This is a genomic window from Kutzneria sp. NPDC052558 (assembly GCF_044547355.1).
In the GTDB taxonomy this organism is placed as follows: domain Bacteria; phylum Actinomycetota; class Actinomycetes; order Mycobacteriales; family Pseudonocardiaceae; genus Kutzneria.
Genome location: NZ_JBIUAG010000004.1, coordinates 315791 through 338104 on the forward strand (window position 1 = coordinate 315791; position 22314 = coordinate 338104).

The window sequence follows — 22314 nt, forward strand, 5'->3', positions numbered from 1 at the left end:
AGGCCTCCGCGCAAAATCCACCCGGAGTAGCTAACCAAAAAGGCCCATCCCCCAGTCAGACAGCGGCCCCCCACCCCTCACCGCAATCCCCATCCCCGGCAACCGCGCGGCGCGGGCACAAAAACCACAACCACACAAACCCAAAAGCCCAAAAACCACAAAAATCAGCGCAGACCGAAACGGGATTCTCGCCGACCTACCAGGACCGCAAAGTAGCGATGCGCTCTTCCAACTGCTCCACCGACGCCATCGCCGTAGGCGGCCCCCCACAATAAGCCCGAAGCTCACTGTGGATCTTGCCGTGGGGCTTCTTGGTCCGATGGTGGTGCATCGACACCAACGTGTTGAGCTCTCGCCGCAGCTCAGCCAGCCGCTCCTGGGTGGTGCGGACCCGAGCGGGCTTAGCCACGGGCTCAGGCTCGGCCGCCTTGCGAGCGGAGACCTCAGCCAGCTGCTTGGCCTGACGTTGCCGCAGCAGGTCCCGCACCTGATCAGGAGCGAGCAGGCCGGGCAGCCCCAGGTAGTCCTGCTCTTCCTCCGTGCCGACCATCGCGGCGGTGCCGAACGAATTGCCGTCGAAGATCAGCTGGTCGAGTTCGGCCGAGGCGCCGAGGGAGGTGTAGCCCTTCTCCTCCTCGCCCTCGTCCTTGGTGCGGTTGGCGTCGGCCAGCAGCTCGTCGTCCCAGCCGTCCTTCTCCCGGTGCGGCTTGCCCAGCACGTGATCACGCTCGGCCTCCAGCTCGCTGGCCAGCTGGAGCAGCACGGGCACGCTGGGCAGGAACACACTGGCGGTCTCGCCGGGCCGCCGGGACCGCACGAAGCGGCCGATGGCCTGGGCGAAGAACAGCGGCGTTGAGGAGCTGGTGGCGTACACGCCGACGGCCAGGCGCGGCACGTCGACGCCTTCACTCACCATGCGGACGGCGACCAGCCAGCGGGCGGTGGTTGCGGAGTATTCGGCGATCTTGCCGGTGGCCTTGGGGTCGTCGGAGAGCACGACCGTCGGCTCCTCGCCGGTGAGCTGCTTGATGATCGCCGCGTAGGCCTTGGCCGACTCCTGGTCGGAGGCCAGCACCATGGCGCCGGCGTCCGGGATGGACTGGCGCACCTGGTTGAGCCGCTGGTCGGCGGCGCTGATCACGGCGGGCATCCATTCGCCGGTCGGGTCGAGCGCGGTGCGCCAGGCCCGGGCGGTCTGCTCCTGGGTCAGCGGTTCACCCAGTCGGGCGGTGAACTCCTCGCCGGCCCCGGTCCGCCAGCTCGCCTCGCCGGAGTAGGCCAGGAACAGCACCGGCCGCACCACGCCGTCGCGCAGCGCGTCGGCGTACCCGTACGAGTGATCCGCGCGGCTGCGCATCGCGCCGGCCCCGTCGGGCTCGTAGTTGACGAACGGGATCGGGCTGTCGTCGCTGCGGAACGGGGTGCCAGTCAGCGCCAGCCGGCGCACCGCCGGGGTGAACGCCTCACGGATCGCGTCGCCCCAGGACTTGGCGTCGCCGCCGTGGTGCACCTCGTCCAGGATCACCAGTGTCTTGCGGTTCTCGGTGCGCACCCGGTGCAGCGTGGGGTGGGCGGCGACCTGGGCGTAGGTGACGGCCACGCCGTTGTAGTCGTTGGAGGTCTGCCCGGCCCCGTTGCGGAAGTTCGAGTCGATGGCGATGCCGGCCTCGGCGGCCGACTTGGCCCACTGGTGCTTGAGGTGCTCGGTCGGCGTGACGATGGTGACCCGCTCGACGGTGCGGTCGGCCAGCAGCTCGGCGGCCACGCGCAGACCGAAGGTGGTCTTGCCGGCGCCGGGGGTGGCCACGGCGAGGAAGTCCTGCGGCTTGGTGGTCAGGTACCGGGTCAGCGCCCGGCGCTGCCACGCGCGCAGCGGCCTCGCCGCGGTTGTCGTCGGGTTGAGGGTGTCCGTCAACGCCGTTCACCCTCCCTAGCTGCGACAACCTGCCGATGACGTGCGAATGCCCTCACGGTGGGGTTCCCTGAGGGCTGAGGGCAGCTTACCCAATCGGCCCGGCCGGCACCGCCCGACGCGATGTGCGCATGCCCACGGATTGGCGTTGTGGGGGTCAGTCCAGCCAAGATTCCGGTGATGCCGCATGCTTTGAGGTGCCATGGGTCAGCAGCCTGAGCAGGACACCGGCGCGGTCGCACCCGTCAAGCGGGGGCCGTGGCGGCTCACGGTGCGCACGGTCACCAAGGCGTGGTTCGGCGACATCTTCTCCGAGGCGGCCGAGGCGGCGTTCTGGCAGACGCTGTCGCTGCCGCCGCTGCTGCTGGGTCTGCTCGGCCTGCTCAGCTTCGTCGGCGACTGGTTCGGCCCGCAGCTGGTCACCACCGTCGAGACCAAGATCCTTTCGTTCTGCCACACCATATTCAGTCAGAACGTCGTTGATCAAATCCTCGCCCCGACGCTGGACAGCATCCTCACCGGCGCGCACACCGAGGTGGCCTCGATCGGCTTCCTGATCTCGCTGTGGGCCGGCTCCTCGGCGATGGCCTCGTTCGTGGACGCCATCACCGCCGCCTACGGCCAGCACGACGTGCGGCACCCGGTGTGGCAGCGGATCTTCGCGCTGTTCATGTACGTCGTCGGCCTGCTGCTGGCGGTGCTCGGCCTGCCCCTGCTGGCGCTGGGGCCGGACCTGCTGGCGGCGGTGGTGCCCGGCGAGTGGCGGCCGCTCGTGCAGCAGCTGCTGACCACGTTCTACTACCCGGTGATGGCCGTGCTGCTGGTGTTGGCCCTGACCACGCTGTACAAGGTGGCGCTGCCCCGCAAGCTGCCCTGGCACCGGGGGCTGCCCGGCGCGGCGCTGGCCATGGTGCTGTTCCTGTTGTCCAGCATCGGGCTGCGGCTCTACATCGCGTGGATCACGACCACCGGCTACACCTACGGCGCGCTGGCCACGCCGATCGCCTTCCTGCTGTTCACGTTCTTCCTCGGCATGGCGATCATCGTCGGCGCGCACTTCAACAGCGCCATCGAGGAGCTCTGGCCGGCCAAGATGACCCGGCGGCAGCGGCGGCGCTGGCGGCGGCTGGAGCTGGAGCGGGCGGCGGTGCAGATCCGGGCCGGTGAGCAGGCTCGGGAGTGGCTGGCCGCGCAGCCCGAGCAGGAGACCCAGGAGCTGCGCAACGGGTCGTCCGTGCTCAGGAACGTGACCGAGAAGTGGCAGGCCCCGTCGCCCGCCGACGTCAACGACACCGAGCAACTCAAGCGTCCGTCGGCGGAGCGTCAGAGCAAGTAGGGCCTCAGTCGTTCATGGCCTCGTAGATGCGCTTGCACTCGGGGCAGACCGGGGAACCGGGCTTCGGGGACTTGGTGACCGGGAACACCTCGCCGCACAGCGCCACCACGTGCGTGCCCATCACCGCGCTCTCGGCGATCTTGGCCTTGCGCACGTAGTGGAACATCTTCGGCGTGTCGTCGCCGGTGGTCTCGTCGGCGTCACGCCGAGTGTCGGTCTCGGGCAGCGTCTGGGTCATCGGGCTCACTCGTCCATGATGCCTGATACACGCTGGACGTCGGAACGGGAGACGATGAGTACACAACCGCAGGTCAGCCCGGAAGTGGCGGCCGCGATCGCCGAGGGCCGGGCCGTGGTGGCGCTGGAGAGCACGATCCTCGCGCACGGGCTGCCGCCGGGCCGCAACCGGGAGGTCGCGGCCCGGGTGGAGCGGGTCGTGCGGGACGCCGGGGCGGTGCCGGCGACGATCGCGGTGCTGGACGGCCGCCCGGTCGTGGGCCTGGACGACCAGCAGCTGGACCGGGTGTGCGATCCGGCGGCGGGGCTGGTGAAGCTGTCCCGACGGGACCTGGGGCCGGCGATCGGGCTGGGCCGGGACGGGGCGACGACGGTGGCCGGCACGGCGGCGATCGCCGCGGCGGCGGGCATCGGCGTGTTCGCGACCGGCGGCCTCGGTGGCGTGCACCGGGGCGCGGCCGAGAGTTGGGACGTGTCGGCCGACCTGGGGGTGCTGGCCGAGACGCCGGTGCTGGTGGTCTGCTCGGGCGTGAAGTCGGTGCTGGACATCGGGGCCACGCTGGAGCTGCTGGAGACGAACTCGGTGCCGGTGCTGGGCTACCGCACGGACCGTTTTCCCGCCTTCTACCTGCGCGAATCCGATTTCGACGTGCCGTGGCGGGTGGATGATCCCAAGCAGGCGGCGGCCGCGGTCCAGGCCCACCGGGCGTACGCGCCGGGGCAGGCCGGCGTGCTGCTGGCCAACCCGGTGCCGGTGGAGCACGAGATGCCCCGCGAGCTGCACGACCGGCTGCTGGCCGAGGGCCTGGAGTTGCTGGCCACGCGGAACGTGCGTGGCAAGGACGTGACGCCGGTGCTGCTGGAGCACTTCCACTCGGCCAGCGACGGCGTGAGCCTGGACACCAACGAGCAGCTGGTGCTGTCCAACGCTCGCGTGGCCGCCGAGGTAGCGGTGGAGCTGGCCCGATGACCGTGATCGTGGTCGGCGACTCGGCGCTGGACGTCGTGGCCCGGCACCACACGCCGATCGTCAGCGGCGGCGACTCGCGGGCCGACATCGCGCTGGCGGTCGGCGGGGCCGGGGCGAACACGGCGGCGTGGCTGGCCTCGCTGGGCGTGGACACCGTGCTGGTCGGCCGGGTCGGCGACGACATGGCCGGCCGGCAGGTGCGGGCCGAGCTGGAGGCCGTCGGGGTGCGGTGCGCGATGGCCATCGACCCGACCGCGCCGACCTGCTGCGTGGTCGTGCTCGTGGACGACGAGGGCCAGCGCAGCATGCTGGCCGACCGCGGGGCCAACGCCCGCTTGGCCGGCTCGGACCTGACTGTCAACCTGTTGGAGACGGCCAGTCATCTGCACCTGTCCGGCTATGTGCTGCTGGACCCGCGGTCACGGGAGGCCGGGCTGGAGATGCTGGCGGCGGCGCGCGGGGCGGGGCTCACCACATCGGTGGATCCCCAGGCGGCGCTGCACATCACCAAGCAGGGGCCGACGACGTTCCTCACCGCCGTCTCCGGCGTCGACCTGCTGCTGCCCAACACCGACGAGCTGGAGGCGCTGACCGGGTCGCGGGACCCCTCCTCGGCGGCGGAGCTGCTCGACCACGTGGGCGCGGTGGCCGTGACGACCGGGGCCGAGGGCGCGAGCTGGATCGACCGGGTCGGCCGCTGGGACGTGCCGGCGGTCGAGGCCACCTGCGTCGACTCCACCGGAGCCGGCGACGCCTTCGACGCCGGCCTGCTGTCGGCGTGGCTGAAGGGCCAGCCGCCGCTGGACGTGCTGCGAGCCGGGGTCGCCGCCGGCTCCGAAGCCGTTTCCCGGGTCGGAGGCCAGCCCCACGCCTGAGGTGACAACGGCCCGGTCCGGGCGGACCGGATCGGGCCTACCCCTCGATGGCGCGCGTCGCGGGCTTCGGCCCGTCGTGCTCGTCCGCCGAGACCTCGCGCTCCAGCGCCCGGCGGGCGGCCTTCTCGGCGTTGTAGCGGTTGATCTCCTCCTGCTTGCGCGGCGGCCGGTCGTTGGCGATCAGCACGGCCACCCACGGCAGCGGGATGGACAGCACCAGGAACAGCAGCGCCAGCCACCAGACGTGGATGAACACGCAGGCGAGGACCAGGCAGGGCACGCGCAGCCCCATCATGATCATGTACTTGCGCTTTCGGGCGCGGGACTGGTCCGCGTACGAGGGCGCCGCCCCGGTGATGAGAACCGGTGTGTCGTCTCGGTCAGAGCCCTTCACGACACCACCTCCTCCGGTAGATGCTAGCCGTCCCCAAGGCCGTGCAAACATTTCGGTCGTGTTTTCCGACAAGTTCACTGACCAGCTGCGGGACGCCTTCCACGAGGCCCGCTACGAGCCCGACGCGGTGGTCGACCTGCTGGGCGCGCCGGCCCACGCGGCGCTGGGCCGAGGCGAGCCGGAGCCGGCCCGGCGGGCCAGCGCCGACGGTGGTCCGCTCGGCACCCTCGTCCGGATCTTCCTGCTCGGCGACAGCGCGTCCCGGGCCGAGACGCAGGCGGCGCTCGGCGCGCTGTCGGTGGCCGACGCCGTGGCCGAGGGGCTGCTGCGCGAGGAGGACGGGAACCTTCGCGCGGATCTGGACGTTCGACCGTACGGAGACGATCAGGGTTCCTGGTGGGTGGTGTCGGACCAGGACTCCGATCTGCGGGGCGCACCCGTCCGCCCGGACCACGTGCTGGGCGTCGGTCACGCGTCTCTGAGCCTTGCTCGCGCCACGGCGCGACGGCCCGTGGAGACGGTGCTGGATCTGGGCACCGGCTGCGGCGTGCAGGCCCTGCACGCCGCGCGGCACGCCGGCCGGATCACCGCGACCGACCTGTCCGAACGGGCGATTTCCCTTGCCTCCGCGACATTCCGGCTCAACGAGCTGGACGTGGAGCTGGCCCGCGGCGAGTGGTTCCAGCCGGTCGCCGGCCGCCGCTTCGACCAGGTCGTGTGCAATCCCCCGTTTGTCGTCGGGCCGGCGCGGGTCGACTACACCTATCGCGACTCCGGTCTGGCCGGCGATGACGCGAGTGCCTTGGTGGTGCGGCAGCTGCCGGCGTTCCTCAACGAGGGCGGGGTCGGCCAGCTGCTGGCGTCCTGGGTGCACCGCAAGGGCGAGGACTGGACCGACCGGGTCGCCTCCTGGCTGCCGCGGGGCGGGGTCGACGCGTGGTTCGTGCAGCGTGACGTGGCGGAAACTTCGCTGTACGTGGGCACTTGGCTGCGCGACGCCGGCATCGACCCCCGGTCGGCCGAGGGCCGGGTGAAGGCCGCCGCGTGGCTGGACTGGTTCGAGGCCAACGATGTTCTCGGTGTCGGCTTCGGTTTCGTCACGCTGCGTCGAACCTCGGCGTCACACCCCGAGATCGTCTGCGAGGACCTGCGGCACGCCTTCGACGACCCGCTGGGGCCGGAGGCCGCGGCCTGGCTGGATCGAGTGAGTTGGTTGCGGCAGCACGGATCCCCGGAGGAACTGCTGGCGACGCGCTTCCTCGTGCCGCCGACCGTGATGCTGGAGGAGGTGTCGGAGCCGGGCGACGAGGGCTGGGCGGCGGTGGTGCGGCGACTGCACCGAACGGACGGACCCGGTTGGCAGCACGAGGTCGACGAGTTGGCGGCGGCGCTGTTGGCCGGCTGTCGCGGCGCGTTGCCGCTGGGTGACCTCCTGCACCTGTTGGCGTACGGGCACGGCCAGTCGGTCGACGACCTCGAACGCGCCGCGTTGCCGATCGTGCGCGACCTGGTGCGGCACGGAATGGTTGTGCCGGCGTGAAAGCAGTTGTCATGCGGGTGACAAGGGCGAGCGTCACCGTCGGCGACGAGGTCGTCGGCGAGATCAAGGAGCCCGGTCTGTTGGTGTTGTTGGGGATCACCCACACCGACGGCGCCGAGCAGGTCGGCGTCATGGCGCGGAAGCTGCACGAGCTGCGGATACTCGACGGCGAGCAATCCTGTGCCGGCACAGGGGCTCCGCTGCTCGTGGTGAGCCAGTTCACGTTGTACGGCGACACCAGGAAGGGCCGCCGTCCAACGTGGACGAAGGCCGCCCCCGGCTCGGTCGCCGAGCCGTTGGTGGACGCGGTCGTCGACGCGCTGCGTGCGCGGGGCGCCACCGTGGCCACCGGTCGGTTCGGCGCCGACATGGCGGTGGAAAGCGTGAACGACGGTCCGTTCACGGTGCTCGTCGAAGTGTGATGATTGCGGGCTTTCCTGGCATGGGAAACGTGTGGGCGGCCGTTTCGGTTCAGTCGTCCAACATGGACTTCACGTTTCACCGGGACGGTTGCCCGCTGAACGGGTGGAGGTGGCCCTCTCTCAGGGAAACCTCAGGTTCTGGGGGCAACCGCTCGGGCTCCGGACACGTCATGAGGGGTGTGGGAACGCGGGAACGATTTCGCGATCGCTCGCGTTTTCACCAGTGTCCAGCCAGCAGACGCAAGGCATTCCCGACCCGGGTGCCTCGCCCGAAAGGCTCGCCGCGCAACGCAGCGCCGGTGTGTGACGCGACAACACACCAGCCCGCGACCGGGGAGGGAGTCACCGTGACCATCCCGCAGACCATCGACCAGGAGATCGGCCCCGAGGCCGATCTCGACGCCCAGGGGCCCGCCGCCGACCTGGTGCGCGTCTACCTGAACGGCATCGGCAAGACCAAGCTGCTGACCGCCGAGCAGGAGGTGGGGCTGGCCAAGAGGATCGAGGCCGGCGTCTTCGCCCGGCACATGCTGGAGACCGCCCGGATTCTGGACGCCACCAGGAAGACCGAGCTGACCCAGCTGGTGCGGGACGGGGAGCGGGCCAAGAACCACCTGCTGGAGGCCAATCTCCGGCTCGTGGTGTCGCTGGCCAAGCGCTACACCGGGCGCGGCATGCCGCTGCTCGACCTGATCCAGGAGGGCAATCTCGGGCTGATCAGGGCCGTCGAGAAGTTCGACTACACCAAGGGCTTCAAGTTCTCCACGTACGCCACGTGGTGGATCCGCCAGGCCATCACCCGGGGCATGGCCGACCAGGGCCGCACCATCCGGCTGCCCGTCCACCTGGTGGAACAGGTGAACAAGCTGGCCCGGATCAAGCGGGACCTGCACCAGCAGCTGGGCCGCGAGGCCACGCACGAGGAGCTGGCCCGGGAGTCCGGCATCGCCGAGGCCAAGATCGCCGACCTGCTCGACCACTCGCGGGACCCGGTGAGCCTGGACATGCCGGTCGGCACCGACGAGGACGCCCCGCTGGGCGACTTCATCGAGGACTCCGAGGCGACCGACGCCGAGAGCGCCGTCATCTCGAGCCTGCTGTCCGACGACCTGCGCCGCGTGCTGGCCACGCTGGACGAGCGGGAGCAGTCGGTGATCCGGCTGCGCTACGGCCTGGAGGACGGCCAGCCCCGCACCCTCGACCAGATCGGCAAGCGTTTCGGGCTGTCCCGCGAGCGGGTCCGCCAGATCGAGCGCGAGGTCATGTCCAAGCTCCGGCAGGGTGACCGGGCCGAGCGCCTGCGCGCGTACGCCAGCTAACCCGAACGGCCGTCTTGACTTGTGATCTGTGTCACGGCACAGTTCTCCACGCACACCAGAAACTTCGCGGTGCGAACCATCACCAGAGGGTCGTGACCGCGCCCCACAGGAGGTCGGGGCGGCCGGGGGCCGCCCCGGCCTTCTGATTTTGTGTGATGTCCGCCGTCACACCGGGGACGGCGCTGGACCTGCGCATCGCGGCAGTACCGTAGGGCGGGTTACCCGAGTTGCGTGCAAGGGAGCCCGCGAACGTGACCACCACCTCGTTCCAGTACGTCGATCCGCTGCCCTTGGGCAAGGACACCGAAACCGAGTACCGACTGGTCACCCCGGACGGGGTCCGGGTGCACGAGGTGGCGGGGCGTCGCTTCCTCGAAGTGGAGCCGGCGGCACTGCGGCGGCTGGCCCGGGAAGCGATCAAGGACATCCAGCACCTGCTGCGGACCAGCCACCTGCGGCAGCTGCGGGCGATCATCGACGACCCGGAGGCCAGCGGCAACGACCGCTTCGTGGCCACCGACCTGCTGCGCAACGCCTGCGTGTCGGCCGGCGGCGTGCTGCCGATGTGCCAGGACACCGGCACGGCGATCGTGGTCGGCAAGCGCACCGAGACGGTGCTCACCGGCGGTGACGACGAGGCCGCGCTGTCGGAGGGCATCTTCGACGCCTACCAGCAGCTGAACCTGCGCTACTCGCAGATGTCGCCGACCACGTTCTGGGACGAGCGCAACACCGGCACCAACCTGCCGGCCCAGATCGAGCTCTACCACAAGGCCGGCCAGGAGCCGGTCTACGAGTTCCTGTTCATGGCCAAGGGCGGCGGCAGCGCCAACAAGACGTTCCTGTACCAGGAGACCAAGGCGCTGCTGAACCCGACGCGGCTGGCCCGGTTCCTGGACGAGAAGCTGCGCTCCCTGGGCACCGCCGCCTGCCCGCCGTACCACCTGGCCATCGTGGTCGGCGGCACCTCGGCCGAGTACAACCTGAAGGTCGCCAAGCTGGCCTCGGCCCGCTACCTGGACAACCTGCCGACCGAGGGCTCCCCCGACGGCCGCGCGTTCCGGGACACCGACCTGGAGCAGCAGGTGCTGGCCATGACCCGCGAGTTCGGCATCGGCGCGCAGTTCGGCGGCAAGTACTTCTGCCACGACGTGCGGGTCATCCGGCTGCCCCGGCACGGCGCGTCCTGCCCGGTCGGCATCGCCGTCTCCTGCTCGGCCGACCGCCAGGCCAAGGCCAAGATCACCGCGGACGGCGTGTTCCTGGAGCAGCTGGAGCACGACCCGGCCCAGTTCCTGCCCGAGGTGCACGACGAGCAGCTGTCCGACGACGTCGTGCGCATCGACCTGAACCGGCCGATGGACGAGATCCGCCGCACCCTGGCCGCGCTGCCGGTGAAGACCCGGCTGTCGCTGACCGGCCCGCTGGTGGTGGCCCGCGACATCGCCCACGCCAAGATCCAGGAGCGGCTGGCCGCCGGCGAGCCGATGCCGCAGTACCTGCGCGACCACCCCGTCTACTACGCCGGCCCGGCCAAGACGCCCGAGGGCTACGCCTCCGGCTCGTTCGGCCCGACCACCGCCGGCCGGATGGACTCCTACGTCGAGCAGTTCCAGGCGGCCGGCGGCTCGCTGGTGATGCTGGCCAAGGGCAACCGGTCCCAGCAGGTCACCGACGCCTGTCAGGCCCACGGCGGCTTCTACCTGGGCTCCATCGGCGGCCCGGCGGCCCGGCTGGCCAAGGACTGCATCCGCAAGGTCGAGGTCCTGGAATACCCGGAGCTGGGCATGGAAGCGGTGTGGAAGATCGAGGTCGATGACTTCCCGGCGTTCATCGTCGTCGACGACAAGGGCAACGACTTCTTCTCCGAGACGTCCGCGCCGACGCTGCAGATCTCCTTCCGCCGCTAGGGGAATCGTGGCTGACCAGGCCGAGCTGATCGCCCGTGTGCGGGAGAAGTGCGCGGGCGATCAGGGCCTGGACGCCGCCCTGATGTACGGCTCGTTCGCCGCCGGCGAGGCGGACGAGCACAGCGACATCGAGTTCTGGCTGTTCTTCACGCCGCGGCGGCGGTCCGAGGTCGAGCCGGCCGTGTGGTGCGCGGACATCGCGCCGATCAGCCACGGGCTGGTCAACGAGTTCGGCACGTACGTGGTGTTCTTCCCGGGCCTGGTGCGCGGCGAGTTCCACTTCGTGACGACCGAGGAAATCGCCACCGTCGCCGACTGGCCGGCCCGCGGGGCGGCGGTGGAGCGGATGGTCGTGGTGGACCGCCGCGGGGCGCTCACGCCCGTGCTGGCGGCCTTGCCGGGGCGGTTCCCGACGCCGGTCGGGACGGAGGTCTGCGACCGGTTCGTGAACTGGCTGGTGTTGGCCCATCACCTGACGGCGCGGGGCGAGTTCCTGCGGGCGTGGGACGCGCTGGGGCACGTCCAGCGGCACCTGGTGTGGATGGTCCGGCTGGCCGAGAACGCCACTCAGCACTGGCTCACGCCGTCACGGCGGGCCGAGGCGGAGCTGTCGGCCGAGGCCGTGCGGGAGCTGCGGGCGGCGACGGCCGAGGCCACGCCGGAAAGCCTGGCCCGGGCGCTGCGGGCGGCGTCAGGACTGGGCCGGCGCTGCTGGACGGCGCTCGCCGACCGCCACGGCGCCGCGCTGCCGGCGGCGCTGTTCGCGGAACTGGATGCCGCACTGGGCCAGGGCTAGCCCGGCGCCGACGAGCAGCAGCCACAGGTAGTGGTCGGGGGTCTCGATCCTGCTCTGCGCCACCGGGTTCACGCCGGCGATCAGGGGCACGAACCGGTCCGGGCCGTCAGTCAGCAGCAGCCAGGCGAAGGCGGTGACGCACAGCGCGGCGGTCGCGGCGGTCTGCACGGACAGGGCCACGCTGCGGGTGATCCACGCCGTGCCGAGGGCGCCGGCGGCGGCGAAAACCACGGCCAGTCCGATGGTCGACGGCACCGGCGGCACGATCACCACCAGGTCCAGCCACAGCAGCGCGGCGGCGAAACCCATCGCCACCGCGGAGATATGCGTTCGGGCGTAGAGGAAAGCGGCCGGATAGGCCACCAGGAGCACCAGTGCCCACCCGCTGGGGAGGGCGACCGCGGCCGTGCCGAGCACCAGCAGACATCCGAGCAAGCGCGCCATCGCTTCTGCCGTCCCTGTCGAGGAAAGGGCCTCGCGCGGCCCCGGCCCGACCCCTGCCGCCGGGTCGGGACCGCACGAGGATATTCGGCGGCGGTGTGCTCGGTGTTTCGGGTTGCTACCGCTGTGTTCCGGTTTCGGTGGTCAGCACGACCTTCCTGCTCCCCAGCGGCGCGTCCAGGTGGGCGGCGACGGGGATGTTCCTGACGTAGAGCGGACAAACCCGGTGCATCTGGGCGACGCTGAGCACGGTGATGTCGACCTCGTCGGCGGTCTGCTTGGTGACCTGTGCGTCCACCTTCATGCAGCCGCCCTCCTCGGCCATCACCACCAGCGTCTTGCCGCCGTCCTGCTGCCACACGGTCTGCGGCACGTTCTCCGGCGCGGCGCTGTAGTTCACCTGGTTCGGCGGCACGGTCGGCCCGGTGGCCTTCACCGACGACTCGTCGGTGGTGGTCGGCGGCGGACTGAGCGGCGGCGGGACTATGCCCGAGGTCGGCGTGGCAGACGTGGTGGCGGTCGGGGAGGAGGAGCCGGCCGGCGCGGAGGCTGCGGTGTTCGTGGCGGCGCCGGACCCGCACGCGGCGAACGCCACCAGCCCGGCGCCCGCGAGGCCGACGCCGAGAAGTCTTCTGAGGTAGGGGCGGCGCCCGGCCGGCTGGGGCGAGCCGGCCGGGCGCCCGAGGGTTGGCTCTGTCATGACCGCACCGTCCTCTGTTCCAGCACAACCTTGCGGTCGGCGAGTGGCTTGTCCAGCTGCACCGGCAGCTGCGTCAGGCGCAGCTCCTTGGTGCAGACCCGATTGGTGTCGGCGAGGTTGCGTGTGAGCAGCACGTGCACCGAGGTCGCGTCCTGGGCGGTCAGCTCGGCCGACGACCGCTCGCACCCGCCCTCCTCCCCCTGCACGGTCAGCACGGCGCCGTTGTCGTCCAGCTGGACGCGCGCGGGGTAGCCGGCGGGCAGGCGGGAGGCGTCGATCTGGGCGGCGGGCACGTCGCGCAGGCTGCCGCCCGAGCCCGCGGGGGCGATGCCGTTGGTCGGACTGTCGGGCTGGGTCGTCGTCTGGGTCTGGCCGCAGGCGCCGAGCGCCATCAGCAGCGCGCCCGCGCCGATCGCCTTCGTCAGTCCCTTCATGCTCGTGGGACGGAGCGACCACCGGGTCGGGTTGCATCACCCGCGTGGCCGGCGTCGGACCGAAGGTCCGGTCAGAGGTCCAGCAGCTGGATGGGGTCGAAGGAGACCGGGAACGGCTCGGTGATCTCGAAGGTGCCGCCGGTGTGGGCCACCGCGACCTCCCGGTACTCGCCGTCGGCCAGCCGGTAGAACCACAGGGTGGCCGTCTCGGTGCGCAGGTCGACCTCGCCCCGCAGGTAGTACGGGATGCCCTCGCGGGCGCACATGGCCGGCTTGTCCAGCCGGTCGCGCTGCCGGGACGAGGGCGACACGAACTCCCCCACCACGACCGCGTCGGCGGCCTGGGCCCAGGTGCCCAGCACCGGCGCGCGCATCACCGTGATGTCGGGCTGGATCCACCGCTGCGCCGTCATCTGGAGGTTGACGGTGGTGTAGACGCGCAGGCCGACGGTCCGGGCCGGCGCCTTGAACAGGCCGCGTAACTCGTCGGCGGCGTACACGTTCGGCCCAGCCTCGTACGGGCTCAAGATCAGGTTCCCGTCGACGCACTCGTACTTGCTCGGCAACAGACCAGGGTCGGGGAGGTAGCGCTCGGCCAACTCCGTGGTCCACATGCCGGCCAGCTCGACGAGCGGATCGAACGACACCGAAGCGGACATGTGGTCACCTCCCAGGCGACCATGATACCGCCGCACGCGAGGCATCGGCCCCATGAGAGGCCGAGCCCCGCGCGGGACGCGCGGCGAAAACACTGCCCGCCGAGCACTGTCGAACGGGCGCCGGGGAGCTCAGATGCGGGCGAGGGCGTCCTTGATGGCGTCCAGACGGCCCTGGGAGGCCAGGCCCGGGTGGTAGACGTGCAGTTCGGACGCGCCGGCGTCGAGGTACTGCCGCCATTCGGCGGCCAGGGCGGCCCCGTCGACCGGGCGCGGCGGCAGCGCCAGCACGTAGGCGGCCAGCGCCTTGTCGGTGATGCCCTGCAACGCCTTGAGCACCGGGAGGGCGACGTCGGGCCCGGGCCAGGCGGTGAAGGTCAGCGTGTCCACGTCGGCGTCGACCCCGCCGGCCACGGTGGCGAACGGGCCGGTGGCCCACTCGTCGGCGGCGGCGTGGGCGACGATCTTGGCGCCGGGGTCAAGGGCCTTGATCTTGCCGACCAGAAGCTGGCGCAGGCCACGGGAAAGCCCGGTGCGGACGCCGGAGACGGCGTCGGCCAGGTGCTCCCCCAGCGCCGCGCGGACGCTGTCGGCCTTGCCGTCGACACCGGCCTTGACCGCGTTGCGCAACGCCACCACGTCGATGCCGGCGTCGCCGTAGAGCCCGATGCAGGCCACGCAGAAGCACAGGGACAGCAGCTGTTGCTGCACCGGCGACCAGTCGGTGCCGTCGGTCTTCTCGTGGTGCCCGCCGTGCACGAAGCCCAGCGGCCCGCAGGCCTCCAGGATCACACCGTCCAACGGTCCACTTTGGACGATCTCCGAGACCAGGGTCTCGCAGTACTCCACGACATCCGCCTGCGCCGGGCACAGCGCGTACGGGTAGCGGTCGCCGAAGGCGTTCTGCACGACCAGGTCCGGGTTCGCGTCCCCGAGCCGGCTGGAGTGCGTGAGCACGGTCCAGGCGTGCACGGGAAGCCCGACCGCCCGCAGCCGATCGGCCGCCGCGGTGAACGAGCCACTGTCCACCCAGGACGGTTCGGCCGGCACGAGTCGCTTGCCCTGCCACGCTTCCGGCCGCACCGGCACGTAGGAGGCGGCGTGCCGGGCGTCGATCATCCGGTGCCGCGGATGCAGCGGGGTGGCGGCCCGGGTGGTGTGGTACGACGCCGCCAGGGCGACCGAGCCGACGCCGATGCCGGCGAACCGCTCCGCCGCGGCGTCGTCGCCGACCAGGTCCCACGGGTAGGCGTGGGCGAGCGTGGTCACCACCGGGGGTTCTTCCTCTCGTACGACGGATCGACCCGCTGCATGTAGCCCGTGTCGTCACGGGAGCGGATGTCGGTGTCCAGGAAACGTTGATGCGCCACGGCCAGCGCGTCCCGATCGAGCTCGACCCCCAGGCCGGGCCCGCTCGGCACGGGCACGGCGCCGTCCACGAAGGACAGTGCGCCCGGCTTCACGACGTCGTCGACGGCGTTCCACGGATAGTGCGTGTCACAGGCGTAGCGCAGATTCGGGGTGGCGGCCGCCAGATGCGTCATCGCGGCCAGGCTGATGCCCAGGTGCGAGTTGGAGTGCATGGACAGCCCGATGCCGAAGGTCTCGCACAGCAACGCGAGACCGCGCGACCGGGTCAGCCCGCCCCAGTAGTGGTGGTCGGACAGCAGCACCTGGATGGCGTTCTGCCGGATCGCCGGCTCCAGGTGGTCGAACGACACCACACACATGTTGGTGGCCAACGGCATCTCGATCCGGGACGCCACCTCGGCCATGCCATCGATGTTCGCCGTCGGGTCTTCCAGGTACTCCAGCACGCCGTCGACCTGCTCGGCCACCTTCACCGAGGTGTCCGGCGTCCACACCGCGTTCGGGTCCAGCCGCAGCGGGTGGTCGGGGAACGCCTCGCGCAGCGCGCGGATGGCCTCGATCTCCTCCTCGGGCGGGAAGACGCCGCCCTTGAGTTTGATCGAGCCGAAGCCGTACTCGTCGATCAGCTTGCGGGCCTGGGCCACGATGCCGGCCGGGTCGAGCGCCGCGCCCCACTCGTCATCCTCGTGACCCGGGTGACCGGCCCACTTGTAGAACAGGTAGGCGCTGTACGGCACGGCGTCGCGCACCTTGCCGCCCAACAGGTCCACCACCGGCCGGCCCTGGTGCTTGCCCTGGATGTCCAGGCAGGCCACCTCGAACGGGGAGAAGACCCGGTCCACGGTGCCGATGCCGGAGATCTGCCCGGTCAGGCCGTGCTTGTCGCTGCCGACCACGCCGCCCAGCGCCGAGGCCACGGCCGCGTGCAGGGCGTTGAGGTGGTAGACGTCCAGGCCGATCAGGGACGGCACGACCTTGCGGGTGCGCTCCAGGTGCCCGGCGTCGCCGTAGGTCTCGCCGAGACCGCTGACGCCCTCGTCGGTGTGGATCTCGACGATGGTGCGCAGGGCCAGCGGCTCGTGCACACCCACCGAGTTCATCAGCGGCGGATCGCGGAAGGCGATCGGGGTCAGGACGATCTCGGTGATCTTCATGAGGCGATCAGCTTCCGGCCGGCCTCGATGATCCGGTCCAGCTCGACCAGGTGCTCCTCGGTCGGGTCCAGCAGCGGGGCCCGCACGCCGCCCACGTCCAGGCCGCCGCGCACGACGGCCGCCTTGACCAGGGAGACCGCGTAGCCGGGGACCTTGTCGCGCAGCTCCACCAGCGGCTTGTAGAAGCCGTGCAGCAGGGCGTTGACCTGCTCGGTGTCGCCGGCCGTGACAGCGTTGTAAAACGCCAGCGAGATCTCCGGCGCGAAGCAGAACACCGCGGAGCTGTAGAGCTCGACGCCGATGCCACGGTAGGCCGGCTGGGTCATCTCGGCCGTGGGCAGGCCGTTGAAGAACTGGAACGGCTTGTCCACGCTCTCCCGGACCGACAGCACGATGCGCTGCATCAGGTCCATGTCGCCGAGGCCGTCCTTGAAGCCGATCACGTTGGGCAGCTTGGCCACCTCGACCGCGGCCTCGGGCGTGAACACGGCGTTGTTGCGCTGGTAGACGATCACCGGCAGGTCGGTGGAGTTGACCACCTCGGCGACGTAGCGGGCGACGCCGCCGGCCGGGCAGCCGACCAGGTACGGGGGCAGCAGCAGGAGGCCGTCGGCCCCGGCGCGCTTGGCGGCGGCGGCGAACTTGCGGGCCAGCGGGGCGGAGCCGCCGGCGCCGGCGAAGACCGGCACCCGACCGGCGGTGGCCTCGACGGCCACGCGGACCGCGCGCTCGAACTCCTCGGGCTCCAGGGCGTGGAACTCACCGGTGCCGCAGGCCACGAACACGCCGCCGGGACCGGCGGCGACGCCGTGCTTGACGTGCTCGGCCAGCACGTCCTCCGCGACCTCCCCGTCGGGGGTGAACGGGGTCACCGGGAAGAACAGCACTCCATCCAGTTGCATTCCAGACCTCTCTGCGCCCTGTGACGGCATCCGTGACGATCGTTGCTCGCGAAAACGTTTACACGCCAGGACGCGGACGGTCCTTGACCCCACGGGTGGGTACCCGCGAGGCGGTGCGTCGGGCACCGCCTCGCGGGTTGTGGGACTCAACGACACCGCCGCCGTTAGCCGTCGAGCCCACGCCTGTCGGGACCGCCATCAGGTGATCCATCGCGGGGATGGGGCCCTGGCCGCGGCCGCGATCCCGGGCGCGGCCACCGGGGCCGTCTGCCTGGAGATCGGGGCTGCCATTGACCCTCTCCTCGCGGTTCACGTATCTGAATGCCGGTCGTACTTGTGAACGTTGGCACGGACTGTAAGAATCAGAAGCACCGTGTGTCAAGGTCCTGGAGGCCGATCAGATGTCAGAGGCAGTCGACAACACGGCCCCCACCAGGCCGGCGGCGGTGAAATCCGCGGACCGAACCGTCGAGCTGCTGGAGGTCATGTCCCGCTCCGAGCGCCAGCTCACGCTCACCGAGCTGCACAAGGAGCTCAGCTACCCCAAGTCCAGCCTGTACATGCTGCTGCAGACGCTGGTCAGCCGGGGCTGGGTCGAGGTGGACCCGCAGCGCGGCAGCTACGGCATCGGCGTGCGGGCGCTGCTGGTCGGCACGTCGTACCTGGATCACGACCCCGTGGTGCGCACCGCCATCCGGGTGATGGAGCAGGTGCGCCAGCAGATCAACGAGACCGTGCACCTGGCCCGCCTGGACGGCGCCGACGTGGTCTACCTGGCCAGCCGCGAGTCGGAGCACCACCTGCGCGTGGTGTCCCGCGTCGGCCGCCGGCTGCCCGCGCACGCCACCTCGCTGGGCAAGGCGCTGCTGGCCGAGCGCAGCCGCTCAGAGGTGGACGCGGTGCTGCCGGAGCGGCTGGAGGCGCTGACCCCCAACACCGTGACCGACCGGGCCGAACTGCACGCCCAGCTGGCCCGGTTCCACGCCGAGGGGTACGCCCACGAGCGCGAGGAGAACACTCCCGGCCTCGGCTGCTTCGCCGTCGCGCTGCCCTACCGCAACCCGGTCATCGACGCGATGAGCTGCTCGGTGCCGCTGGGCCGGCTGGACGCCGACCACGAGCGGCAGGTCGTGTCCGCCCTGCTGGCCGCGGCCAGGACCATCACCGAGGTCTTGCGTCAGTTCGGTCGCTGAGTACCGTTCTGAAGCAATTGTAAACGTTTGCAACATGGAGGCCAGAACCCGTGACCGAACGCATCCTGATCACTGGCGCGGCCGGCGGCGTCGGCACCCTGATGCGGCCCAGACTCGCCGCACCCGACCGGGTCCTTCGACTGCTCGACATCGGCTCGCTGCCCGCCGCCGGCGAGGCCGAGAACGTCGAGCTGGTCACCGCGACGGTGACCGACCAGGCCGCGATGGACGCCGCCTGCGCGGACGCCGACGCCGTCATCCACCTCGGCGGCCACAGCCTCGAACAGCCGTGGAAGGACATCCTCACGGTCAACATCGACGGCACCCACACCGTGCTGGAGGCCGCGCGCCGCAACGGCGTCAAGCGGGTCGTCCTGGCCAGCTCCAACCACGCCGCCGGCTTCCACCGCCGCGGCGCCGAGGACACGCCCGACTACGCCTTCCCGCGCCCCGACACCTACTACGGCGTCAGCAAGGTCGCCGTGGAGGCGCTGGGCGCGCTGTACGCCGACCGCTACGGCCTGGACGTGATCGCCATCCGGATCGGGTCCTGCTTCGAGAAGCCGCGGGACGTGCGGATGCTGTCCACGTGGCTCTCGCCCGACGACTGCGCCCGCATGCTGGAGGCCTGCCTGGCCACGCCCGCGCCCGGCTACCGGGTGATCTGGGGCGTGTCCGACAACACCCGCCGGTGGGTGTCCCTGGATGAGGCGAAGGCGTTGGGATATCAGTCGGAAGACGACTCGGAGCGCTACGCCGACGAGGTCATCGCCGAGCACGGCATGCCCGACCCGGACGGCCCCGAGCTGAACTACGTTGGCGGCGTCTGGGTCACTTCCGCCTGGGACACCGCCGTCAAGGAGGCCGCACGATGACCGCTGTGCAGGGTTTCAACCCGCGCACGGGAGAAGCTTTCGGCGCGCCGGTTCCGTCCACTTCGGACGCCGAGCTGGACGCCATCCTGACCAAGGCCGCCGCTTCCGGTTGGGGGGCAACGACTTCCGAGTTCCGGGCCGAGGCCCTTGAGCGGGTCGCCGACGCCCTGGACGCCGAGTCCGAGCTGCTGGTGTCCACCGCGGACAGTGAGACCGCGCTGGGGGTGCCCCGGCTGACCGGCGAGCTCAAGCGCACCACCAACCAGTTGCGGCTGTTCGCCTCCGTGCTGCGCGAGGGCAGCTATCTCGAGGCCACCATCGACACCGCGGACGCCACCACCGTGCCGCCGCGCCCGGAACTGCGCCGGATCCTGCGGCCGATCGGGCCGGTCGCGGTGTTCGCCGCCAGCAACTTCCCGTTCGCCTTCTCGGTCGCCGGCGGGGACACCGCGTCCGCGCTGGCCGCCGGCTCGCCGGTGGTCGTCAAGTCGCACCCGTCCCACCCGACCACCTCGGTCGAGACCGCGCGCATCGTCGCCTCGGCGCTGCCCGAGGGCGTTTTCGGCATCGTGCACGGCATTCCGGTCGGCACCAAGCTGGTGCAGCACCCGGCGGTCAAGGCCGTCGGCTTCACCGGATCCACCGGCGGCGGGCGGGCCCTGTTCGACCTGGCCTCCGGCCGGCCCGACCCGATCCCGTTCTACGGCGAGCTGGGCAGCGTCAACCCCACGGTGATCCTGCCCGGTGCGGCCACCGAGGAGACCGCTGCCGGCTTCGCCGGCTCGCTCACCATGGGAGTCGGCCAGTTCTGCACCAACCCGGGCCTGGTCTTCGCGCCGGTGTCCATGGTCGAGGCGCTGAAGGCGGCCGTGGTCGCCACCCAGGGCGGGCCCATGCTCAACGAGCGGATGCAGCAGGGCTACCAGTCCGGTGTGGACAGTCTGGCCGCCAGCGACCTGGTCGAGCTGGCCGCCACCGGCGGCGACCCGGCCGAAGGCTTCTCGGTGGCCCCCAAGCTGTTCACCACCGAGCTGAAGACCTTCGCCGCCAACCAGGGCACCCTCACCGAGGAGCACTTCGGCCCGGCCGGCGTGGTCGTCACCTACACCGATCCCGAGGAGCTGCTGGACGTTCTCCCGCAGCTGCCGGGGTCGCTGACCGCCACCGTGCACGCCTCGTCCGAGGAGCACGCGCTCGCCGGCCGCATCGGCTCGGCGTTGCAGCCGGTGGCCGGGCGGCTGATCTTCAACGCCTGGCCGACCGGCGTGGCCGTGGCGTGGGGCATGCAGCACGGCGGCCCCTGGCCGGCCACCACCAACCCGCTGCACACCTCCGTCGGCTCCACCGCCATCCGCCGCTGGCTGGTGCCGGTCAGCTACCAGAGCTGGCCCGAGGAGCTCCTCCCGCCGGAGCTCCAGGCCGGCAACCCGCTGGGCATCCCCCGCCGCTTCGACGGCGTGCTGGGCACCAAGTAGCAGCCGTTTTTATGTCATGAAGGGCCCCATACTGACGTTGAACGTCAGTATGGGGCCCTTCATGACGTTCAACTCACGCGGGCTGGGGTTGCTCGGCGGGGACGCGTTGGGGGAGGGCGAGCAGGGCGAGCATCGCCACCACGGCGCAGCCGACGATGTACCAGCTGATCCAGGTGCTGGAGCCGGTGCTGGCCAGCACGGCGGTGGCGATCAGCGGGGCCGGGCCGCCGGCGATCACCGAGGCCAGCTGGTAGCCCAGCCCGGCGCCGGAGTAGCGGACGTTCGCGCCGAAGCTCTCGGCGATCAGTGCCGCCTGCGGGCCGTACTGCATGGCGTGCAGGACAAGGGAAATCACGATCCCCAGCAGCACGAGGCCGCCGACCTTGGTGTTGAGCAGCCCGAAGTAGGGGAACGCGTACAGGCCGACGCAGACGACCCCGATGCCGTACATGAGCTTGCGGCCGATCCGGTCGGACAACCACCCGAACAGCGGCACGCAGACCACCCCGGCCGCCGCGGCGATCATGGTGTAGCCCAACAGGTCGTCCTGCTTCAGGCTCAGTTGTTTGGTGCCGTACGTCAGCACGAACGTGATGAACAGGTAGAACGGCGCCTGCTCCGACATCCGCAGGAAGGCCGAGCTCAGGATCTCCCGCGGGTGCTCCACGATCGCCCGCCACACCGGTTGGCGCACCACGGCTGCCCGCTGCACCACGTGCTCGAACTGCGGCGACTCCAGCACCCGCAGCCGCACGTACAGGCCGATGCCGATCAGCACGATCGACAGCAGGAACGGGATCCGCCAGGCCCACACCAGGAAGCCGTCGCCGGACAGGCTCGACACCAGGCGCACCACGCCCGTCGACAGCAGCAGGCCGATCGGCACGCCCAGCTGCGGCAGGCTGGCCATCAGGCCGCGTTTGTTCTGGTCGCCCCACTCCATGGCCAGCAGGACCGAGCCGCCCCACTCGCCGCCGACCCCGATGCCCTGGGCGATGCGCAGGACCGTCAGCAGCACCGCCGCAGTCACGCCGATCGAGTCGGCCGTGGGCAGGCAGCCGATCAGCAGCGTGCCGATGCCCATGGTCAGCAGGGTGCCGATCAGCGTGCCCTTGCGGCCGATGCGGTCGCCGAAGTGGCCGAACAGCGCTGCCCCGATCGGCCGCGCCGCGAAGCCCACGAACTGCGTGCCGAACGCCGCCAGCACGCCGGCGAACGGGCTGCTGCCGGGGAAGAAGAGCTTGGGGAAGATCAGCGCCGCCGCGGTGCCGTAGAGGAAGAAGTCGTACCACTCGATGGAGGTGCCGACCGTGCTCGCGACCGCGGCGCGCAGCCGCTGGGTGCGGATGAGAGCCACGTCACTGTCACTCATGCGGTCACACTGGTCGCACGCCGTTGGCCT

The 22314-nt window shown here is 70.9% G+C and carries 22 protein-coding genes; 11 read left to right on the forward strand and 11 right to left on the reverse strand.

Features of this window, described 5'->3' with window-relative positions:
* Nucleotides 1-196: 196 nt before the first annotated feature.
* Nucleotides 197-1915, reverse strand: coding sequence for a DEAD/DEAH box helicase (locus ACIG5F_RS10285; RefSeq protein ID WP_396517170.1), 1719 nt, complete (start codon nt 1913-1915; stop codon nt 197-199).
* A 199-nt stretch (nt 1916-2114) separates the two neighbouring features.
* Here ACIG5F_RS10285 and ACIG5F_RS10290 point away from each other — a divergent pair, with 199 nt between their 5' ends.
* Nucleotides 2115-3248 (forward strand): YihY/virulence factor BrkB family protein, encoded by a 1134-nt coding sequence (locus ACIG5F_RS10290; RefSeq protein WP_396517171.1) that lies wholly within the window; start codon nt 2115-2117, stop codon nt 3246-3248.
* A 4-nt stretch (nt 3249-3252) separates the two neighbouring features.
* On the opposite strand, the gene ACIG5F_RS10295 is transcribed toward ACIG5F_RS10290, so the two are convergent.
* Entirely contained in the window at nt 3253-3486 is a 234-nt protein-coding gene (locus tag ACIG5F_RS10295; protein ID WP_396517362.1) for a DUF3039 domain-containing protein, read from the reverse strand.
* A gap of 54 nt (nt 3487-3540) precedes the next feature.
* Here ACIG5F_RS10295 and ACIG5F_RS10300 point away from each other — a divergent pair, with 54 nt between their 5' ends.
* Both ACIG5F_RS10300 and ACIG5F_RS10305 read left to right on the forward strand, forming a co-directional pair.
* Nucleotides 3541-4455 carry a pseudouridine-5'-phosphate glycosidase gene (locus ACIG5F_RS10300; protein ID WP_396517172.1) on the forward strand — a complete coding sequence of 305 codons (915 nt, stop codon included), beginning with the start codon at nt 3541-3543 and terminating at the stop codon, nt 4453-4455.
* Entirely contained in the window at nt 4452-5330 is an 879-nt protein-coding gene (locus tag ACIG5F_RS10305; protein WP_396517173.1) for a carbohydrate kinase family protein, read from the forward strand. The genes ACIG5F_RS10300 and ACIG5F_RS10305 overlap by 4 nt, the downstream gene beginning before the upstream one ends.
* 37 nt (nt 5331-5367) lie before the next feature.
* Here the strand turns inward: ACIG5F_RS10305 and ACIG5F_RS10310 are convergent, their stop codons facing one another.
* The gene (locus ACIG5F_RS10310; RefSeq protein ID WP_396517174.1) at nt 5368-5724 is read right to left on the reverse strand and encodes a DUF3099 domain-containing protein; all 357 of its coding nucleotides are present in this window, start codon (nt 5722-5724) and stop codon (nt 5368-5370) included.
* Nucleotides 5725-5782: 58 nt separating this feature from the next.
* Between ACIG5F_RS10310 and ACIG5F_RS10315 the strand changes: the two genes are divergently transcribed.
* The 5 genes from ACIG5F_RS10315 to ACIG5F_RS10335 all read left to right on the forward strand — a co-directional run bounded on the left by ACIG5F_RS10315 (nt 5783) and on the right by ACIG5F_RS10335 (nt 11711).
* Entirely contained in the window at nt 5783-7264 is a 1482-nt protein-coding gene (locus tag ACIG5F_RS10315; RefSeq protein ID WP_396517176.1) for a methyltransferase, read from the forward strand.
* Nucleotides 7261-7686, forward strand: a complete 426-nt coding sequence (gene dtd / locus ACIG5F_RS10320) for a D-aminoacyl-tRNA deacylase (protein ID WP_396517177.1) — start codon at nt 7261-7263, stop codon at nt 7684-7686. Before ACIG5F_RS10315 ends, dtd begins: the two co-directional genes overlap by 4 nt.
* Nucleotides 7687-8033: 347 nt before the next feature.
* Complete coding sequence (locus tag ACIG5F_RS10325; RefSeq protein WP_396517178.1) at nt 8034-9005, forward strand: sigma-70 family RNA polymerase sigma factor; 972 nt, start codon at nt 8034-8036, stop codon at nt 9003-9005.
* Nucleotides 9006-9256: 251 nt separating this feature from the next.
* Entirely contained in the window at nt 9257-10915 is a 1659-nt protein-coding gene (locus tag ACIG5F_RS10330) for a fumarate hydratase (protein WP_396517179.1), read from the forward strand.
* 7 nt (nt 10916-10922) lie between these two features.
* Entirely contained in the window at nt 10923-11711 is a 789-nt protein-coding gene (locus ACIG5F_RS10335; RefSeq protein ID WP_396517180.1) for a hypothetical protein, read from the forward strand.
* On the opposite strand, the gene ACIG5F_RS10340 is transcribed toward ACIG5F_RS10335, so the two are convergent.
* The 7 genes from ACIG5F_RS10340 to ACIG5F_RS10370 all read right to left on the reverse strand — a co-directional run bounded on the left by ACIG5F_RS10340 (nt 11607) and on the right by ACIG5F_RS10370 (nt 17369).
* Nucleotides 11607-12155, reverse strand: a complete 549-nt coding sequence (locus ACIG5F_RS10340) for a hypothetical protein (protein ID WP_396517181.1) — start codon at nt 12153-12155, stop codon at nt 11607-11609. The two genes, ACIG5F_RS10335 and ACIG5F_RS10340, sit on opposite strands and share 105 nt — an antisense overlap.
* Before the next feature lie 115 nt (nt 12156-12270).
* Nucleotides 12271-12852 carry a hypothetical protein gene (locus tag ACIG5F_RS10345; RefSeq protein ID WP_396517182.1) on the reverse strand — a complete coding sequence of 194 codons (582 nt, stop codon included), beginning with the start codon at nt 12850-12852 and terminating at the stop codon, nt 12271-12273.
* Nucleotides 12849-13286, reverse strand: coding sequence for a hypothetical protein (locus tag ACIG5F_RS10350; protein ID WP_396517183.1), 438 nt, complete (start codon nt 13284-13286; stop codon nt 12849-12851). The genes ACIG5F_RS10345 and ACIG5F_RS10350 overlap by 4 nt, the downstream gene beginning before the upstream one ends.
* 71 nt (nt 13287-13357) lie before the next feature.
* The gene (locus ACIG5F_RS10355; RefSeq protein ID WP_396517184.1) at nt 13358-13945 is read right to left on the reverse strand and encodes a Uma2 family endonuclease; all 588 of its coding nucleotides are present in this window, start codon (nt 13943-13945) and stop codon (nt 13358-13360) included.
* Between the two features lie 129 nt (nt 13946-14074).
* Nucleotides 14075-15211, reverse strand: a complete 1137-nt coding sequence (locus tag ACIG5F_RS10360) for a hypothetical protein (protein WP_396517185.1) — start codon at nt 15209-15211, stop codon at nt 14075-14077.
* A complete protein-coding gene (locus tag ACIG5F_RS10365) occupies nt 15208-16467 on the reverse strand; it encodes a glucarate dehydratase family protein (protein ID WP_396517186.1) in 1260 nt (419 codons plus the stop codon). Before ACIG5F_RS10365 ends, ACIG5F_RS10360 begins: the two co-directional genes overlap by 4 nt.
* Complete coding sequence (locus ACIG5F_RS10370) at nt 16464-17369, reverse strand: 5-dehydro-4-deoxyglucarate dehydratase (RefSeq protein ID WP_396517187.1); 906 nt, start codon at nt 17367-17369, stop codon at nt 16464-16466. The genes ACIG5F_RS10365 and ACIG5F_RS10370 overlap by 4 nt, the downstream gene beginning before the upstream one ends.
* A gap of 401 nt (nt 17370-17770) precedes the next feature.
* On the opposite strand from ACIG5F_RS10370, the gene ACIG5F_RS10375 reads away from it, so the two are divergent.
* From ACIG5F_RS10375 to ACIG5F_RS10385, 3 genes are read left to right on the forward strand one after another with little or no spacing between them, the layout of a single operon-like run.
* The gene (locus tag ACIG5F_RS10375) at nt 17771-18562 is read left to right on the forward strand and encodes an IclR family transcriptional regulator (RefSeq protein ID WP_396517188.1); all 792 of its coding nucleotides are present in this window, start codon (nt 17771-17773) and stop codon (nt 18560-18562) included.
* A gap of 50 nt (nt 18563-18612) precedes the next feature.
* On the forward strand, nt 18613-19437 hold the full coding sequence (locus ACIG5F_RS10380) for an NAD-dependent epimerase/dehydratase family protein (RefSeq protein ID WP_396517189.1): 825 nt from the start codon (nt 18613-18615) through the stop codon (nt 19435-19437).
* A complete protein-coding gene (locus tag ACIG5F_RS10385) occupies nt 19434-20912 on the forward strand; it encodes an aldehyde dehydrogenase (NADP(+)) (RefSeq protein ID WP_396517190.1) in 1479 nt (492 codons plus the stop codon). Before ACIG5F_RS10380 ends, ACIG5F_RS10385 begins: the two co-directional genes overlap by 4 nt.
* A gap of 73 nt (nt 20913-20985) precedes the next feature.
* On the opposite strand, the gene ACIG5F_RS10390 is transcribed toward ACIG5F_RS10385, so the two are convergent.
* Nucleotides 20986-22284 (reverse strand): MFS transporter, encoded by a 1299-nt coding sequence (locus tag ACIG5F_RS10390; protein WP_396517191.1) that lies wholly within the window; start codon nt 22282-22284, stop codon nt 20986-20988.
* Nucleotides 22285-22314: the final 30 nt, after the last annotated feature.